This is a genomic window from Massilia timonae (assembly GCF_001866515.1).
GTDB classification, from domain to species: Bacteria; Pseudomonadota; Gammaproteobacteria; order Burkholderiales; family Burkholderiaceae_D; genus Telluria; species Telluria timonae.
Map to the genome: position 1 here is coordinate 3,685,028 of NZ_JRYB01000001.1, position 17,962 is coordinate 3,702,989.

Consider the following 17,962-nt stretch of genomic DNA (forward strand, 5'->3'; position numbering starts at 1 on the left):
TCCTTCCTGGAGTTTGCCATGCAACGTTCCATTCTCTTCTTCCTTCTGCTGGCCGCAACCGTTGCCGGCTGCAAGCGCCAGGCGGTCATCGTGCCTGCCGATCGCGTCTATACCGTCGATGAGTACCTTGCCGCCCCCGAACTTCGCCGGAGGGTGAGTGCCGCCTGCAGCAACGACCCCGGACGCACCGCGCAGGACCCCAACTGCGTCAACGTGCATCGCGCCGACCGGGTAGCAACTGCGGGAACCCTGGGCGGCATGCCGCGCACCGTTCCCTAGGAGACGACATCATGGCAGCGCCCATCACCCTGTACACCGAGAGCCTCAACTACATTAACGCGGTCTGCGAGAGCTACGTGGGCGAAAACGTGGCCGCGGTCGCGCGCCTGATCGGTCCCTTCGCCTTCACGATGCTTACCCTGTATGTCGTGCTGTGGGGCTTTGCCAGCTATCGCGGCATGATTAGGGAGCCGGCGAACGAGTTCATCAACCGCGTGATCACGGTCTGCATCGTCTTCGGGATCGGCTTCAACCTGGCTACCTACAACGTGCTAATCACGAACACGTTTCTGCGCGGCCCGGACGAGTTCGTCGCTGGACTCGCCCGCGCAGACGGCTCGAGCAACGTGGTGAGCGGACTGGATGCAATGCTGGCCCAGGGTTTCGAGCTCGGAGCGAGGTTCTGGGCAAAAGCGGGCATCCTCGATGGCGACCTCGGCATGTATTTCGTGTCGATCGCGGTCTGGGCGTTGACCATCATCGTTACCGCGTACGGATTCTTCCTCATGGCGCTGTCGAAGGTCGCGCTGACCGTGCTCATTGGACTTGGGGCGCTTTTCTTCCTCGGCCTGCTGTTCCAGGCAACTGCCGGATTCTTCAACTCCTGGATACGGCAGCTGGCCAATTATTTCCTAGTACCCCTGCTGGTCGTGATGGTCAACCTGCTTGTCATGAAACTGTTCACGCGCGCCGGCAGTGGTGCAGCGGCCATGACGTCAACGACCGAGGTGGCGCAAGTGTTTCCGTTCTTCGCGATGGGACTCGTGTCCCTGCTGGCGCTTGCGTCGGTACTGTCCATCGCGTCAGGACTAGCCGGCGGGATGTCGCTTTCTTCCTTTGGTATGGGCCGGTTGACAGCGGGACTGCTGCATCGGTTCGGCGTGAAACTCGGTAAGAGCAGCGCGCGGCTCGGGGCCAATACGGGCCGAACGCTAGGAAACGGAGCGAAGAAAGTCACAAGGGGCGCCTGGAATTCGTACCAGAACCGCAAGCGCAACACCATCCAGCCTGCCAGACAGAAGGCCAAAACGAAGCTCCTGACCTACGAACCCTCGCGACCCGCGACAACCGCAGCAGCTAGCAAGCAGAAGACCTGAATCGAGAGGACGACCATGCAAAGACTTCTGATCGTGCTGGCCATCGCCAGCATCCTCGCGGGGTGCGCAAGCACCACGCCAAGCTGCGACGGCAAGGATCGTCGCCCGATCAACGCTCCGGCCAAGGTCGAAGTCAAGTATCCAAGTTGCGGCCTTGCCGCGTGAGGAGAATGTGATGAAGAGCCAACCTGATGCGGGCAAACTGGCCGAGGAACTGGCGGCCGTACGAAAGCTGATCGAAGGTCATGCGAACATACAGCAATTGCTTGACTTGGCTGCGGACGAGGCAGATCGTCGCGCAGTTGCGGGAGAGCGATCCCGACGCGTCGCATGGCGCGTAGCAAGTGCCTTCGGCGGACTCACGGTCGCCGCGTTCGGCGTTGCTTGGGGCGCCGTGCAAACCGCCATGCGTCCGGCGCCGCCACCGGAAGTGTTGGTGGTAGACAAGGCCGGCGGTGTCGTCCAGCCGTTGGTCTCACTGGCTGACTTCCAGCTGGCGCCGGAAGAGGCGACCATTCGCCGCAATATCGACACGCTCGTGTCTGCATGCGAGGGGTACAGCTACGAGCTGGCGGATGTGCACTATTACCACTGCGCCGCCTTTTTCAGTCCACAGCTCCAGGCTGACTGGGCCCGAAAATGGGATAAGTCGAACCCCGAGTCGCCCCCCAACAAGTACAAGAGGGAGCGCAAAGTACGTGCCAAGGTCGGCGCCATCACGGTCCTGCGCAATGGAACCGGAACCGCGATCGGCGCCCGGGCCAGCTTCACGCGGACAGAGTCCCTGAATGGCCTGGACGATGGGGCACCGACCACGTGGGTGACGAATCTCTCGTTTCGCTGGGTGAACCAGCCGACAAACGAGCGGGACCGCCGCGTCAATGACCTAGGGATGGAAGTCACCGACTATTCCTCCGACCGCGACCTGACGTCCAACAGGCCGGTTATGCCATCTGCTCCATCCCGCCACGCCTCCAGCGCGCCGCAGGAATCGCAGATGGCCCTGGTTGCGCCTGCCAACGCGCGAGGAGCGACACCATGAAAAAGCCCATCATGACAGCGGTGGTCGCGCTCGCGCTGGCAACGAACGCCAGTGGCGCACAGCTACCCGAGGCGGGAAACAAGGATGCGCGCATCCGGTTCGCGACCTACGATCCCTATGACGTGGTAACCATCCACACCCGTGTTGGCCTGCTCACCCAGATTGTCCTGGACCAAGACGAGGAAATCGTCGACATGACCGGCGGCGACGTCGAGGGATGGGGCGTGGCCACGAAGCAGGCGCGCAACGGTGTATTCCTCAAACCCGCCGCCGAACTGGCGGATGCGAACCTGCATGTGGTGACGAATAAACGCAGCTATAGCTTCGACCTCAAGATGGCCAGAAAGTCGAAGGGCGAGATCGGCTTCATGACCGTGTATTTCCGCTATCCGGAAGCCGAGAGGGCGAAAGAGGCTGTGGCCAGTGAATCGGAACAGGTCCGCCGCCTGCTGGATGCCGGCGTTCCGGCCGGGAACCGGCGCTATACGGTGCAAGGATCGAGCGAGCTGGCTCCGATCGAGGCCTGGGATGACGGCCGCACGACGTTCCTGCGCTTTCGCGCGCGGTCCACGATCCCGGCAATCTACGAGGCCAGCGAGGAGGGCAACCCAGCCAGGATCGAGAACATCAACGTCGAGGACGATGTCGTCCAAGTGCAGGGTATTCGCCGCAAGCTGGTGCTGCAGAGCGGGAAGCGAGTCGCCTGCGTATTCAACGAGAGCTTCGACCCTGATGCCGCGCGGCCTGCCACCAACACGGCGTCGCCTCAGGTCAAGCGCACCCTGAAAGGAGCTGGAAAATGAACTTCTTCAAGTCGTTGTTCAAGCCCCGAAGTTTGGAACCGGATCCTGACGAGGAGGGCGCCATCGAGGACGAGCGGGAGCTTGGTTCCGTCAATAAGGGGCTTGCACGGCAGAACAAGATTATCAACTGGCTTGGCGCCATCGGCGCCTGCGCACTAGCTGCCTTCTTTCTTTACAAGTACTACGCCGGTGTGTACGAGGATCGGCAGCAATCCAGGATGGCGTCGAAAGACTTGACGCGCACAGTTGCCACTATATCGCTGCCGCCACTTACCATGCCTGATCCAGGCATGGAGCAATCGCCTGAGGCAACCGGGGCTGCAGAAGTGCGCCCGCCTCCGATGCAGGCACCAGCCTCACCAATAGCGGGGCCTTCCGCGTCTGGCCATTCTCCTGAGAAGAGCCTGAGCCAACTGGCACGAGAACGCCGGCTCAAGCGCGAAGTGCGATTCAGCCTTGACGGCAGCCTCGCACGATCGGCGGCAGCAGAAGAGAGGGAAAGTCACGCCGCAATCGCCAGCAGCGGCGAGACAGACGAGGAAAGGCGCGGCACTCCTGCACTTGGTGCAGCGGCCCAGGACACGATGCCCAAGACAGGTATGGAGATGGCTCGCGCCTACCTACTTCCCGATCCAACGCTGATGATGACGCGCGGGAAGCTCATCCGCTGCACCGTGCTGCCCGCCTTCGACACCACGCTGACCGGTCCGGTTACCTGCGTCACTGGGGAGGACGCGACCGGCGCTGACAACAAGGTCTCCCTGATGGATCGCGGGACGGTCTGCTTTGGCCAGCAAGGTGGCGGGATCACCCATGGGCAGCGGAGGATAGGCATTATCTGGCAGCGCTGCGAGACGCCGCAGCATGCGCTCGTGCCGTTCAATTCGGATGCTACTGATCCGCTCGGGCGCCCCGGCATTCCTGGAACCGTCGATAACCATTTCTGGGACAGATTCGGCGGCGCGATTGCGCTGAGCCTGATCACCGATGTCGGGCCATACCTGATAGCGACTCGCCAGCGTGGCGACAACAATACGACGGTTTCATTCCCGTCAATGAGCGGACCGAAGGACGTGTTGTCTGAGGTGATAAAGAGTACCGTGGACATCGCCCCCACCATCACTGGACCGCAGGGCGCCGAAGTATTCATCTACCTCGCACACGACATCGATTTCCGTGACATCTACCAGTTGGAACGAGTGAGGTGACCATGAGCACTAGCGAACCTTTCCATGGCGCGGGCAAATCGACGCTCGAGCTGCACCTGCAACCAATCGCGGCGCATCTGGTCGACGACTCGGTGACCGAAATCGTGATCAATCGTCCGGGTGAAGTGATGCTGGAGCGCAGGGCTGGTTGGGAGTCCGTGCAAAACGAGGCTGTTTCGTACAAATGGTGTGAAGGCCTCGCCATGCTGCTCAGGAATCAGGCGAACCAGGACCTCACCGAAGGTTGGCCGCTCCTTGGCGCGCAGATGCCGGGCGGCTTGCGCGTCCAGGTCGTGATTCCACCAGCGATCGATGCGGGCCAGGTCTCGTTCACGATCCGTCGTCCGATCGGCGATGTGCTGACACTTCAACAGATCATCGACGGCGATGCCTTCGAGCATGCGCGTTGTGAGCAATCGCTTTTGTTAGGAGGCGAAGAGCGGGTGCGCCTCGAAGCGGCATTGCCCGCAAGCGAGCGCAGGCTGCTGGATATGTTCCGGCAGAGGGACTGGGGTGGGTTCTTCAAGAGCGCAGTCGAGGGGAAGAAGAACATCGTGTCCTCCGGTGCGACCGGATCGGGCAAGACGACTTTCAGCAACGCCCTGGCGGCCTTGATTCCCCTCGATGAGCGAATCATTACGGTCGAGGACACCCGCGAGATGCGACTGCCGCATACAAACCAGATCAATCTGGAATACAAGAAAGGGGAGAACGGGGTGTCGAAGCTGAAGGCGCGCGATCTTCTCGAGGCGACGCTGCGAATGCGTCCCGACCGCGTGCTGTTGGCCGAGTTGCGTGGCGACGAGACGTTCTTCTTCATACAGAACGTACTCAATTCGGGGCATCCCGGAACAATCACCACCGTGCACGCCACCCGCGCGAAGCTCGCTTTTCGCCGGCTGGCCTTGCTGGTCAAGGGGAGCGTGGAAGGTGCCGGTCTGGAACTGGCAGATATCACTGACAACCTGTACACCCTGGTCGACATCGTCGTGCAGATGGAACGTTTGCCTGGCGGTGGCCGCGTCGCCAGCGAGGTCTACTACGATCCCGCGTTCGCGGCCCGGCAGCTTGGATAGGAGGCTTCTCATGCTCATCACTCCGATCGATAGCGCCCGCTACAAGGCACTGGCTTTCAGTGGCCTGCTGCTTACGGGCGTGCTCTCCGCACTCTACCTGGCAAGCTACTTTTTCCTAATCAAGCTATCCAGCCCCCAACTGCCCCCGTCCGCCGCTACACCGTTGACGGTGATCCGTTACTGGCAGTATTACGGTAGCGATCCGTACACCCGGCATTGGCTGATCGGATGCCTAGTCGCTGGATCCGCAGCCGCCGTTGCTGGCGTGAGCTGCCTGATCAGGCCGGTCAGCCGGTCGTTACATGGAGATGCGCGCTTCGCTACGCTGCGGGAAGTGATCCGTGCCGGCCTATGCGGCGACGCAGGCATCATCCTGGGGCGGTGGGGCCGGCGCTACCTGATCCTGGGCCGGCAACTGGCGGCGATCATCATCGCACCGCCGCGGTCAGGGAAGGGCGCCGGACTTGTCCAGCCGAATGCCTTGTCTTGGAGCGGAAGCCTGATCGTCAACGACGTGCGCCGCGAATGCTATCGCATCACGGCGGGCTATCGTAGCCTCTTTTCCAAGGTGTATCTCTTCGACCCATTGTCGTCCAAGGGCGTCACTGCGCAGTGGAACCCGATATCGACCCACTACGTGCCGGACGATCCGCCACTACGCGTTAGTGCGCTGCAGAAGATTGCCAACCAGCTTTCGCCGGATCCGGCGACGGGCGATCCATTCTGGCCGGCGTCCTGTCGCGACCTGTTTCTCGGCCTAGGCCTGTATGTGATCGAGACGCCATCGCTGCCACGTACCCTGGGCGAGATGGTCCGCCAGATCATGCATGGCGAGGATGACTCCGTCAGTGAGCACTGGAGGCAAATCATCAATGATCGCGACGAAGCCGGCCAGCCCCTGTCATCGACATGCAAGCGCATGCTGTATGACTTCATCGCACTGAGCCCCCAGACCCAGTCCTCGGTGCGAAAGACCTTCACCGCGAAATTACAGCTATGGACTAATCCGCTCATAGACGCGGCGACCAGCAAAGACTCTTTTGACTTCCACGACCTGCGTCGCAAGCGCCTTTCGATCTACCTTGGTGTCAACCCAGGCGACTTAGGGCGCCTATCGCTGCTGATGAATTTGTTCTTTACCCAGATGCTGGACGCGAATATGGACACCATGCCGGAGGACGATCCGACCGTCAAATATGAACTGCTGCCAATCATGGATGAATTTGCCGCCTTGGGGCGCATGCCGATCATCGAGAACAGTATCCAGTTGATGGGGGGATACGGTATCCGTCCGCTGTTGATAGCACACTCCATCCCTCAATTGCGTTCCGTGTATGGTCCGGACCACACAAAGAACATTATCGCGTGCTGTGGAGCACGTGTAGTTTATGCGCCTAACGACAGTGATTACGCGACCGATATCTCCCGCGAACTGGGCACGTTTACGACCGATAGTATTTCGCATTCACGCCCGGCTCGTGGCATCGAGTCCGGGACGATTACCAAGGCGAAGGTCGCCCGCGCCCTGCTCAATCCTCAGGAGGTAAGGATGATGGGTATAAATAATGAGATCGTGTTCATCGAACACTGCCCGCCGATCTTCTGTCGCAAGATCTGGTACTGGCAGCGCCTAGTTTTTTTGAATCGAGCAAACCGACCGCGGCCCGAGATCATACCGATCGAGATCACCATGCCACCACCACCACTTCTCGTCAAGAAAGCTGGGGAAGGTTCGGGGAAAGGCAAGGCTGCGCGTGATATCACGCCAAAAGACGTCTCAACGATCAACAAGCTCAAGCTCACGGATTTTGCGACAAATTTCTCGCATGTCCAGTTGCCGGAAGGAGGCCGACCTACCGATGAAGACCTCAGACAGACGTTTAATTCCTTTATCACAGCAATTGAGGCGTGAGGACCGAAAACATGAACCTACTGAACGAAGAGAGCAAAAGCCAGCAGCCTTTGACACCAACCAAGGAGTTGTCAACCCTTGATCGAGGTGCGATACCGACGCTGGACGCGGCAACAGAGGACGCTCCTGGCCTAGGTGCGAAGCCCAAGAGTCCTAGAAAGCGCGTCGTCGATGAGAAACCAGAAGAGGAGGGCAAGGCTAAAAAGTCCAGGCGTGGCGGTCAGACTAAAGCACGAGCGGAACAAGCGATCGTCGCCCAAGTGCCTACGGCACCCGCGATGAAGCCGGCGCGTGCAAAGCGGACACAAAAGCAGATGGACGTTCAAGCGGCTGTCCAGGAGGAGCCGATCAACAGGTCTAAAGGTGCATCGGGCAGTGAGGAAGCCAAGGAGGCTGACGCCCGCACTCAAGTGGCAGGTGACACGAATGACATACCTCAGATTACCGCGTCGGCAATCAAGTACCTGGGAAAGAAAAATGCGACGCTTGCCGACTATATCAAGCTCGATCCAGAGAGCCTCACATTTGTCCGATACCACCTCAAGCGCATGCATCAGTTCGAGGCAGGCAGTCAGCCAGCGGGAGAGCACGCAGACGCGAAGACGCGGCCGGTTAGCCCGGCCCTGCAACGGTTTGCCGACGCACGGGCAAAGGAGGTTGAACAAATTCGTGGGACTGTGGCAGTGCAAGTCTCAGCCAATCGGATTGACAAAGTAGATCAGGCGCAGATGCGTACAGCTGTCCGTTCCTATGGCCAGAAATTGACTGCAAATTCGACCTACCCATCTGTTAATGTCCAGCTCCGCAAGTTTGAACTTGCTACTCGTAAGCCCGGCACAGACGTTCAAACTGGCGAAGTCGCACTAGACGACAGCCAGCGCATGCACAGGGTACTTGGTACCGCACAAATCCTGACGGCTAATCCGAACCGCGAGCTCGCGCTTGTTGACGCTACTAACCTGGTCGCAAACGACCTCAAGGAGGTTCGTGCCATTCAAGACGTGTCGGCGCGTCGCCTTGCGCTAAGTGCGGTGATCGAAAGCGGCCTTGCTCAGCCGTTTTACAATTCCGAATTTGCAAGGCAGGCGCCAGAGCTGGTTGAACAGGCCACCCAGGCTCACAGGGCCACTAGAGCTGATTGGGGCTTGACGTACGAGGTCATTAGTAATCTCAGCAGCCTTGTCGGGTCCGAGATGTCGTTGACCAAAGACGAGACCGCTGCGCTTGCGCGAAGGACGATCGCGACGATTCGCGCAATCGAGGTTCCCCGGTATCGCGAGCAGGCACTAGCCGCCAGCCATCAGGCTGCTCTTTGGCACCCTCAGTACCGAACGGAGTTCGCCCACAACGCTCCAGACCTCGTTGGGATGGCGGAATTGGCCTATAGGCCGGATGATTCCACAACCCTAGCCGGCTCAAAGAAGCGCCTCATGGACGAAAACTCTATAGAACAAAGTCCGTTGCTGCTCGTTACGAAGGCCCAAACAGTTCATCAGAATGACCAAGCAGCATCTGCGGTACACAGGCCATCGTCGTCCGAAGAAGTCGGGAAGGAGGCGGCCGTCTCCGGGGCCTCTGATGAGGCGGCTGCGCCAGGCGCTAGCGGGCATTCAGGCCTAGGCCGACGTCTGCTGCTTGCTATTGAAGGAGCCATAAGTCAGACAGATACTTGGCTATCGAAACGGCGGATGAAGAATGTGGATTCTGTAGGCGTCACGCCAGTGACGCTAGAAAAGCCGGCGACAACGCCGGTAAAGGAAGACAACAAGTCATCAGTGGTGCCGGAATCGGTCGCGCGACGCTTCCTCAGGGTTGAGACTGAATATTACTTTCAGGATCGAACACCGGCGTTCTCGGATCGAGGCAGCAAGCTGGCCACTCGTAGTGCAAAACCCGAAATAGTTCGTTCGATGGTGGAAATCGCAAAGGCACGTGGATGGGAAACAATCACCGTCAAGGGTGCCGAAGAATTTCGGCGAAGCGCTTGGATGGAAGCAATCCAGGACGGCCTGACCGTCGCCGGCTATAAGCCCACTGCCATTGACTTCGCAGCGCTGGCAAGTCGACCGGCAAAAAATACGGTAGAGAAAGGTATCGCTCAGAGCAAGGGCAACGTGCCGATACAACCTCAGGCCGGAAAACAGCCACCGCAGACCGATTATTTGCAAACAGCAGGTGCCCAGGATACGACAGAGATTGAACGTGCGCCGGCTGATTTCCGTCCTGATCCGGACTTGGTAGCGAAGGCTAAGGCATTTGAGGAAGGCGAGCCAGCGACCGTCGTGAAGAAGTATCCGGACCTTGCCAAGGCATATGGAGTCGTGGCAGCGGCTAGGGCCTTTGCCTCCGAAAAGTTACCTGAGGCCTCGCGCAACGATTTCGTCAAGATGGCGAAGCGGCATATGGCCGAAAAGATCACGTCCGGTCAGCAGATCCATGGGCCGAAGATTTACCTTGAACCCACCAAAACCATTGACAGCCGCGATAGGGTGGAGGTGGCTACCGAGGCGGTTGATCGTAGCCAGCCGCCAGGGCCAAAGGCGGTGAACAGGGAGCGATAGACTTCCACTAGCGAGTAGTCGAACTCGCGCCTGTTCATGTTTATGACTAGGACCGCGGGAAGCCGGCAGTTGCTCGAATAAATCGCTATGAGCAATTGAGCGGACAGGCTATCCCGCCCCGACTCAAGTTAGCGGGCCTCCACGAAAACCGGGGTGATTCCTTCTTGCTCACTGTATTTCAGCCTGTGAAGCTATTTCATGCACATGGCCGCTACCAGTATCGAATTCCTGTTCTCAAGACTGATCACTCCTCGCGAATTTCCACCTCCCTACCTCTACAGTGATTAACTGGCAGTCAGGGCAAGTTTCCTGAATATATTCGATAGCCCCGGACAGCTCCCTCCACGTTTTAACGTCGCCTCTGCTTGTAAGAGCTTGAAAATCTTGCGGCGGGTCGGTAAGCAACGTAACAGTGACCTGCCATAAGTCGAATTGTTCAAAAATCCGAATCTTGTAGCGGTCGCGACTGGTCTGAGCAATCACTTCAATTTGAAGCTTGTTCAATCCTGGAAGTGCCATAAAAGTCTTTCATGGTAACTAAGCCGTCGGGATAGGTCATTTTAGCGTAATGACGTGAAAGTCGGATATTTTCCGACGAGAGTCTGATTTGTATATATCTATAGCTGACGGCACGGCTTTGTACGGTTTGAGCGGAGCCACTAGGAGCTTCTAGAGTGCATACGCGGCGTCTAAGCGCAGTCTGATGCTGGGTGAGCGATTGAAGCGATCCAGCTCCAGGTGGTGTGTACGCAGTAAACCCTCGCAGCCTGGCCAGCGTCCCGCTGCCTGCACGACCTGCTGCTCCGCAACGAGGTCGCTGTCAGCCCCTGGTGATGCGCATGCTGCCTAAAGTAGGTGCCGGTGGCCAGCGTTCGCTTGGATACATGATTTGTCTAGTCCGAGCGATGGCGCTGTCAGCAGTATGTTGTGCGCATGCGGTAGAACGGTGCTTGGGCAGTGTCCGCTGGCGGCGCCTATTGCCAACCTAAAGTTCCGCACATAACTCTACGTTCTAATGGTAGCGCTTCCGGTCCTTTGACAAAACTCCACATCGACGAACAAATTCAGTATTTGTGAACAAAATCCGATTTTGATGATCGAAATACGTGAATGATAGCGAAACTGCTCATCACTATTGGCGGCACGTCTCCGTCAAGTCGATTCCGCAATGGAGTTGTCATGTCATGCCGGGCACAGCAATCGACTGTTCCCGTATTCGATTTCTCTAGTCAAAAGGATAATCATGAGTACCGCAAACCTGATTCGCGCAGTAGGTGCCAGCGCTCTCTTGGGCACTGCAATGTTGGCCAGCGCTGCCACCCAGATGGCGACCTATAACTACTACGTGTCGCCGACCGGATCCGATACTGCGGCCGGCACAAAGGCGGCTCCTTTCAAGACTCTGGTGCGCGCCGCGAAGGCCGCCACCCGTCCGGGCACTACGGTTTGGGTGGCTCCGGGCACATATACCGGCGGCATCAAAACCACCGCCAGCGGCACCGCCAACGCCCGCATCTACTGGGTCTCGACCACCAAGTGGGGCGCCAAGATCGTTCCTCCTGCGCGCTCGACTAACAAGAGTGCTTGGGACAATCGTGGCCACTACGTCAGCATTATCGGCTTCGATGTCGATGGCAGCAAACTCGGCAGCGGCACGAAGTGGGTGCATGGCATCTATACCGGCGGCTCCTTCAGCGTCATCGAAGGCAACCACGTACATCACGTGGCCACCACCATCCCCTGCAATAGCGCGGGCGGTTCGGCCATCGGCGTCGACAGCTACTACAAGGGCGTCAAGGGCGACGTGATCGGCAACGTGGTGAGCGACATCGGTCCGCCCGGCTGCACCTATGTGCAAGGCATCTATCACAGCACCTCGGGTACCATCAAAAACAACGTGGTCTACCGCGTCGGTTCGGCGGCGATCCACCTTTGGCACGACGCGACCGATGTCCAGATCGTCAACAACACGGTGAGCTCGTCGGTGTTCGGCATCATCGTCGGCGGCGGTGACTTCTACTTCACCAAGGCTGGCGCCAACAATGTCCACGTCCACAACAACATCGTGTACGACAACACCTATGGCATCTCGGAGCAGGGCACGACCGGCAAGGGCAACACGTACAGAAATAACCTGGTGACCAAGAACACCAAGTACGCCTTCCAGCTGCGTAACGGCCTGAGCCACAACGGCACCATTTCATCGGCACCACTGTTCGCCGGCTACTCGCGCAACGCTGCGTTGCCAAATTTCAGACTCAGTTCCAGCTCGCCGGCTATTGGCCGAGGCCTTGGGGCACTGGCACCGGCCATCGATATCAACGGTCGCGCACGCAACTCCATCTCCGGTGTCGACGTCGGCGCATATCAGTATTGAGTGAAAGCCACGTTGGCGGCAGGAGCCAACGTGGAATTTTTTGAGGGTAACAGGAAATAGGTCGTGCTATGCTGGAAAAAGGGTCGGTGTCCGATTCCTCTGAATCCGCTCCTAATCAATCCTATTAGAGGCGAGTGTGCTCAGCAGGTAACGAAAGAAAACGTCATGGCGATATTTGTGATACGAGAAGGTGAGAAGGAAGGCGCGGTTCAAACAACAGAGTTGCCCAGCGGTGATATCGCAGTAAGCTGCCATATCACCGTCAATAACAGCGTCAAAGCCGTATGTTCGTCCTTCACGGGAACGACCTTCAACTGGACCTACAAGAACTGGATCGTCCCTAAAGTGTGCAAGGATGCCTTGTATCAGGCCTTGGAATTGCGCGGGATGCGCGCTTATTAAACTGCAGCCACGGAAATGCTATGGATAAGATCTCGATCATGCAGGCGATTACATTGGCAATCGCCGTCCTTGGCGCAGTACTAGGTGTCATCAATACGTGGATCGGTCTCGACAAATCTCGCGTCAAGCTAAAGGTAGCCCCCGCTCATGCGATACCGGTCGGCGGCGCCGATCCTCGGCTTCAATTCTGCCTGACGATCACGAATATGAGCTCGTTCGCGGTCACGATTGATGACGCTGGAGTGCTGTATTCCCGTTCTACAAGTCGTGGGAGTTTTATCCGACCGGTGATCGCTGACGGTGGTCCCTGGCCGAGGAGGCTGGAGCCAAGGTCTTCGGTGACGTTATACGCTCATCGGCCAGGACCACACGGTGCGCATCGCATTAAAACTGCTTACGCTCGAACAGCTTGTGGAGTTACTAAGACTGGCAACAGTCCAGCACTTCGACAGATCGCTGCTGGTAAAGCCGACTTCTAATCGAAGAGCCCCGATAAGCGCGTCGTGCCAAAACCTGTGCAAGCTTGGTCGGCCCGCCGCGAACTGCCTGTTCTTGGGGCAGGGCGCGATTGAGCTTGCACCCGTTGCCTGAATGGGATCGTGCAGACGCTGGTCTCGGATGATCGTTCAGTCTTTCATCGACGCAAGACTGGCGACGACGGCCGCACGGGCGGCAAGTGGGACGGTGAAGGGTCATTACGCCACCAGCGGGTACCAAAGCATGTGCGCGGGCGCGATGATCTACCTAGAGAAGATGGGCTGCCCGACAGTAGGGACGCGCGTCGGGCGCGTCCTGCGAATGTATGCGCGGCACGATCTAGCACGGCATTTGGACACGGTCATTAAGTCGGCCAACTGAGGAAGGGAAACGCAATGGCCACTTATGAGCAGATCCGGGGGATGTGCGAGAGAGGCACGGAGTGTACGTGCAGAGCTGCTGGATCGCCCATGTGAAGGAGCTGCATGGGTTGACGTCTAGGCCAGCGCCGAACAGGCGGTCGTTGAGTACCCGCGTCAAACCCTGTCCTGCCGAGGTGCGGCCGCTCATCGAAGCTTCGATGAGCCACTTCGAGATGATCTGAACAAACAGGAAAGTAATGACTGTGAATCTTGGAGAACCTAGTATCACGATGATTTGGCGAGATAAAAAAGTTCGCCACAAGTGCAGAGCCCGCAAGAACGCTGGACTTATCGCTATGCTTTACGCCCAGATAGACGGCTGACAATGTGTGCTGATAAGGTCAAGGGTGGTTGATGGGCATGTGGGCTATCTGTGACTTTTTGTGAGATTTTCGCATTCCTTGTCGATCATAATAGCCGGTACGGAATTTCCTGCTGCGACAGTGTTTGCCCGCTTCGGCCTTAAGCAGCAGATGCCGGTGTGAATGGCTGCCTTGTGTAGTGGGAGCAGGTTTTCATCCACTTCGAGGAGGCGCCGTGCAGGTTGTACGATTGAAGATCGAGAATTTCCGCGGCATTCGCTCGACTGAACTCTTGTTCGACGGCCATACCTTGCTGGTGGCTACGAACAATGTCGGCAAAAGCACGATCTGCGAAGCCCTTGAACTGGTACTCGGACCGGACCGCTTGAACCGCGTGCCGGCGATCGACGAATTCGATTTCTACAACGCCCGATATCTGAAAATGGCTGAAGCGGAAGGGGATCCGCCAGTCACGACACAGCTGCGCGTGGAAGTGATCCTGATCGAACCCGGCGACGAAGTGCTGGTGAAATGCGGCGGGCACATTGAATATTGGCATATGGAGGAAAAACGCCTTCTAGGTCACGGCGAGGCGGAGATCAACCACGCCCCGCACGTTTTGCCTTGCCTTCGTATGGAAACCCGCGGCGTCTACGACCTCGACGAAGACGAATTCGTCGCACGGACCTACTTCTCACATAGTCCGGACGCGGACGAGGGTGAGCTGAGGACCGTTCCGCGTCCGATAAAGCGCCTGTTCGGCTTCCTCTACCTGCGTGCGCTGCGGACCGGGAGTCGAGCATTAAGCTTGGAGCGCGGCAGCCTGCTGGACGTCATTCTGCGTGCCAAGGGGATTCGGACGTCCCTGTGGGAAAAGTCGATCCAGCGTCTGCGTGCACTGGATCTGGAGGATGATGCTGCCGAAATCACGCCCGTGTTGCGGGACATCGAAGAGCGCCTGTCGCGCTATATCCCGATGGGCGCCAACAGTCACGCCACGAAATTGCATGTGTCGGAACTGACGCGCGACCACTTGCGCAAGACCATGGCATTCTTCCTTGCACTGACACCAGATCAAGACCATGTGCCATTTGCCCACGCGGGCACAGGTACACTCAATACATTGGTGCTGGCACTTCTAACCGTCATCGCAGAGATGAAACCCGAGTCGGTGATTTTCGCGATGGAGGAGCCCGAGATCGCCGTGCCTCCTCATACCCAACGTCGTATCACGCAATACCTGCTTGAAAACACCACGCAGACCTTTGTAACGTCGCACTCACCCTTCGTCATCGAACGCTTCGAACCCAGCAACACGCTGATTCTAAGCCGTGATGACGGGGTCGTTACAGGGCGCAAGGTATCGGAGGCGAGCGGCCTGACGGACAAGGAGTTTAAGCAGTACGCGCGCTGGGGCCTATGCGAATGCATGCTCGGCAAGGCAGCCATCGTGCTGGAGGGCCTGACAGAATTCCATGCGTTGCCGGTCGCCGCCCGCCGTATCGAGGAGCTCGGGCTCGGATTCCAGCCGCTGGACATCGCCGGCGCCTCCTTCTTCTACGCCTACGGCGAATCGAACGTTCCGAAGTTCGGAAAGTTCTTCAAGACATTGGGGTTGAAGACCTTCGCCTTTTACGATCTGGTAGCGAATCGACCGCAGGCACAGAAGGACGTGCTTGCGGCAAACTATGACATCAACACTGAGCACGTACACCGTGGCTTCGAGGATCTGGTATCCCAAGAAATGCCTGCCGATCGCCTGTGGATATTCCTGACGGCCCTACGCGACAGCGGCGAGGGAGCGCATATCGGCATTCCGGTCCAGCGCCCGGTTGAAGCTGCGGTACGCGTGTTGGCGCGCAGCGCGCTCAAAAGTAGCAAAGGCGCTGGCTGGGCTGCACGCCTGTTCGAGGAATGCGAATATGGAGAGCTGCCCCACTCAGTCATGAACTTCCTGTACGAAGTATTTGGGATGATGGTGGAGCCGGCGGTCAACGGCGCCGGCGAGGAGCAGTAAGCATGGCGGACGTCGATCCGCGCGATCTGATCCTGGACTGTACCGGCCATGCGATGGTGCTGGGTGGGCCGGGCAGCGGCAAGACCACGCTTGCGCTGAAGAAGGCCTTAAAGCGAATTCGGGAAGGCTTAGCGCCGGGTCAGTCTATTCTGTTCCTCAGTTTTTCCCGGGCAGCTGTGGCCCGCGTGCTGGATGCCGCTAACTTAGTAGTCCCCAAATCGAACCTCGTCGCTCTGTCCGTGCAGACGTTCCACTCCTTCTTCTGGAATCAGCTGAAGATCCATGGTTACCTGTTGGGCGCCCCGAAGAAGCTTTCTATCCTGTTGCCACAGGACGAAAAGGCTATCAACGGTGGCATTGACAAGGACGACGCTGACTGGGCGGCTTGGCAACAGGAGCGCGAGCGCCTGTTCCGAGAGGATGGCAGGGTAGCTTTCGACCTGTTCGCACCGAATACGGCAGCACTGCTAGCGGCCAGTTCGAATGTCCTGGCACAAGTTGCAATGACCTATCCGCTCGTCATCGTGGACGAAGCGCAAGATACCGGGGACGATGCCTGGCGTTGCATTGAATTGCTTTCTCCGCATACCCAGATCATTTGCCTAGCGGATCTGGAACAGCAGATCTTCGATTTTTTGCCCGGTGTCGGGCCGGAGCGGATTCGCAGCATACGCGCCGCGCTCCAGCCGCTGGAGGCGGACTTAGGTAACGATAATCACCGTAGCCCGGGAACCCAAATCTTACTCCTTGGTAACGAGCTGCTAGCCTCAACGGTCAACCCCGGCGCCTATGCCGGTGTGGCATCGATCCAGTACGGCGTCGGTAGGCAAGCGCCGAACTGGAATCATCTGCTGCGCCGCGCATTGTGCAGTCTGTTTCGTGATCTGCGGGCAGACGGCAAGGGGGCAGTCAGCGCCGTAGCGATACTCACCATGGGTAAGAGTGGGGCGTTGAAGGTATCGAACGCGCTGAATGGGTTGGGTGCTAACCCGGGGAAAGTCGTGCGCCATAAACTGCTGTTCGACGAAGCAGAGGCTCTGCTGACCGCGCGTCTGGCGGCTTTCCTGCTTGAGCCGAAGAAAGAAGATGCCGAGGCAGCCGATATTGTGACCTGTATGGAATTGGTTGCTGCGGCGCGTCGCTCAATCGGTGGTTCAAAGGCAGCGGTGGATAAGCTGTTGGAACAGGCAGCCAAAATCCGGGCTGGAAAAGCAGTGAACATTAAGTTGGTCGTCGCTTTGCGTGAGATCCTGTTGAAATTGCGGCGCGATGGATTGACAGGAGATCCAGCGGCAGACTGGATGGTAGTGAAACGGTACCTGCGTGCCAGTGGCCGCGAGGAACTGATCCGGTGTGCCACCCAACTTGATTACCTCGTCGCATTACAACGCGGCCAGCGCATTTCGGCGGCGCTGTCGGACGAATGGTTGAGTGACGGGGCGTACACTCGGGCCCGCGTCGCTCTGGATTCGGCGCTGGCGCAAGAGCAGCTCCTGGACGGTATCGCCGAGCCACCAGGTATTCAGGTAATGAACGTGCACAAGGCCAAGGGTAAGCAGTTCGATGGAGTGATCTTTGTGCGAGAGATTCGCCAAGCGGAGGATGGCCCGACATCATCTTTTGTCTGGCGGGGAGACATCGCCCCCTACGTGCAGAGCCGCCGCTTGGTTCGGGTGGGCGTCACCCGGGCGCGTCGCCGTTTGTTGATCTTGACGCCGGTATGGCCTGCCTGCCCGTTGCACCGATGGGAAAAATTGTGATGACGCAGTCTCGTCTGGTTACATGCCGCCGAGTGATGCCGTGGCAAACTATTACGAGCAATTGATTGATTAGGTTGTCCCACCGACCACGTAAGCCCGTCTCCATGGAAGCCGGGGCGATTCAGTTTGCGAAGTAGGATTTGCAGAAGCTCAGAACGTCGTCTGAGCGATCTCAAGCGGTGAAAAGTGCGGTTCTCAGCTAAGCCCTTGATTTCATTAGTGAGAAT

General features: G+C 58.3%; 13 protein-coding genes. All 13 read left to right on the plus strand.

The genetic code is table 11. The features are described from left to right. Positions 1 to 18 precede the first annotated feature (18 nt). Positions 19 to 279, plus strand: coding sequence for an EexN family lipoprotein (locus tag LO55_RS15940; RefSeq protein ID WP_071362201.1), 261 nt, complete (start codon positions 19 to 21; stop codon positions 277 to 279). Between the two features lie 11 nt (positions 280 to 290). Continuing rightward, positions 291 to 1,376, plus strand: a complete 1,086-nt coding sequence (locus LO55_RS15945; RefSeq protein WP_071362202.1) for a TrbL/VirB6 family protein — start codon at positions 291 to 293, stop codon at positions 1,374 to 1,376. A gap of 15 nt (positions 1,377 to 1,391) precedes the next feature. Continuing rightward, positions 1,392 to 1,541 carry a hypothetical protein gene (locus tag LO55_RS26700; RefSeq protein WP_177185534.1) on the plus strand — a complete coding sequence of 50 codons (150 nt, stop codon included), beginning with the start codon at positions 1,392 to 1,394 and terminating at the stop codon, positions 1,539 to 1,541. A 10-nt stretch (positions 1,542 to 1,551) separates the two neighbouring features. Further along, positions 1,552 to 2,418, plus strand: a complete 867-nt coding sequence (locus LO55_RS15950) for a VirB8 family type IV secretion system protein (protein WP_071362203.1) — start codon at positions 1,552 to 1,554, stop codon at positions 2,416 to 2,418. Beyond that, positions 2,415 to 3,221 carry a TrbG/VirB9 family P-type conjugative transfer protein gene (locus LO55_RS15955; protein WP_071362204.1) on the plus strand — a complete coding sequence of 269 codons (807 nt, stop codon included), beginning with the start codon at positions 2,415 to 2,417 and terminating at the stop codon, positions 3,219 to 3,221. The genes LO55_RS15950 and LO55_RS15955 overlap by 4 nt, the downstream gene beginning before the upstream one ends. Continuing rightward, the gene (locus LO55_RS15960; protein WP_071362205.1) at positions 3,218 to 4,429 is read left to right on the plus strand and encodes a TrbI/VirB10 family protein; all 1,212 of its coding nucleotides are present in this window, start codon (positions 3,218 to 3,220) and stop codon (positions 4,427 to 4,429) included. The genes LO55_RS15955 and LO55_RS15960 overlap by 4 nt, the downstream gene beginning before the upstream one ends. Before the next feature lie 2 nt (positions 4,430 to 4,431). Further along, complete coding sequence (gene virB11 / locus LO55_RS15965; RefSeq protein WP_071362206.1) at positions 4,432 to 5,505, plus strand: P-type DNA transfer ATPase VirB11; 1,074 nt, start codon at positions 4,432 to 4,434, stop codon at positions 5,503 to 5,505. Positions 5,506 to 5,515: 10 nt separating this feature from the next. Next, a complete protein-coding gene (locus tag LO55_RS15970) occupies positions 5,516 to 7,417 on the plus strand; it encodes a type IV secretory system conjugative DNA transfer family protein (RefSeq protein ID WP_071362207.1) in 1,902 nt (633 codons plus the stop codon). Positions 7,418 to 7,428: 11 nt separating this feature from the next. Beyond that, a complete protein-coding gene (locus LO55_RS26870) occupies positions 7,429 to 9,978 on the plus strand; it encodes an LPD7 domain-containing protein (RefSeq protein WP_143054531.1) in 2,550 nt (849 codons plus the stop codon). A gap of 1,243 nt (positions 9,979 to 11,221) precedes the next feature. Next, positions 11,222 to 12,355, plus strand: a complete 1,134-nt coding sequence (locus LO55_RS15985) for a right-handed parallel beta-helix repeat-containing protein (protein WP_229410153.1) — start codon at positions 11,222 to 11,224, stop codon at positions 12,353 to 12,355. Between the two features lie 165 nt (positions 12,356 to 12,520). Further along, entirely contained in the window at positions 12,521 to 12,757 is a 237-nt protein-coding gene (locus LO55_RS15990) for a hypothetical protein (protein ID WP_071362210.1), read from the plus strand. Positions 12,758 to 14,208: 1,451 nt separating this feature from the next. After that, positions 14,209 to 15,975 (plus strand): ATP-dependent nuclease, encoded by a 1,767-nt coding sequence (locus LO55_RS16000; protein WP_221434708.1) that lies wholly within the window; start codon positions 14,209 to 14,211, stop codon positions 15,973 to 15,975. A 2-nt stretch (positions 15,976 to 15,977) separates the two neighbouring features. Next, positions 15,978 to 17,735: a UvrD-helicase domain-containing protein gene (locus tag LO55_RS16005; RefSeq protein WP_071362213.1), complete on the plus strand. Its 1,758-nt coding sequence runs from the start codon at positions 15,978 to 15,980 to the stop codon at positions 17,733 to 17,735. The last annotated feature ends 227 nt before the right edge of the window (positions 17,736 to 17,962 follow it).

What these genes read in the sequence shown, in the direction of transcription:
- LO55_RS15940 (WP_071362201.1), top strand. Translation starts at nt 19, where the DNA reads ATGCAACGTTCCATTCTCTTCTTCCTTCTGCTGGCCGCAACCGTTGCC.
- LO55_RS15945 (WP_071362202.1), top strand. Translation starts at nt 291, where the DNA reads ATGGCAGCGCCCATCACCCTGTACACCGAGAGCCTCAACTACATTAAC.
- LO55_RS26700 (WP_177185534.1), top strand. Translation starts at nt 1,392, where the DNA reads ATGCAAAGACTTCTGATCGTGCTGGCCATCGCCAGCATCCTCGCGGGG.
- LO55_RS15950 (WP_071362203.1), top strand. Translation starts at nt 1,552, where the DNA reads ATGAAGAGCCAACCTGATGCGGGCAAACTGGCCGAGGAACTGGCGGCC.
- LO55_RS15955 (WP_071362204.1), top strand. Translation starts at nt 2,415, where the DNA reads ATGAAAAAGCCCATCATGACAGCGGTGGTCGCGCTCGCGCTGGCAACG.
- LO55_RS15960 (WP_071362205.1), top strand. Translation starts at nt 3,218, where the DNA reads ATGAACTTCTTCAAGTCGTTGTTCAAGCCCCGAAGTTTGGAACCGGAT.
- virB11 (WP_071362206.1), top strand. Translation starts at nt 4,432, where the DNA reads ATGAGCACTAGCGAACCTTTCCATGGCGCGGGCAAATCGACGCTCGAG.
- LO55_RS15970 (WP_071362207.1), top strand. Translation starts at nt 5,516, where the DNA reads ATGCTCATCACTCCGATCGATAGCGCCCGCTACAAGGCACTGGCTTTC.
- LO55_RS26870 (WP_143054531.1), top strand. Translation starts at nt 7,429, where the DNA reads ATGAACCTACTGAACGAAGAGAGCAAAAGCCAGCAGCCTTTGACACCA.
- LO55_RS15985 (WP_229410153.1), top strand. Translation starts at nt 11,222, where the DNA reads ATGAGTACCGCAAACCTGATTCGCGCAGTAGGTGCCAGCGCTCTCTTG.
- LO55_RS15990 (WP_071362210.1), top strand. Translation starts at nt 12,521, where the DNA reads ATGGCGATATTTGTGATACGAGAAGGTGAGAAGGAAGGCGCGGTTCAA.
- LO55_RS16005 (WP_071362213.1), top strand. Translation starts at nt 15,978, where the DNA reads ATGGCGGACGTCGATCCGCGCGATCTGATCCTGGACTGTACCGGCCAT.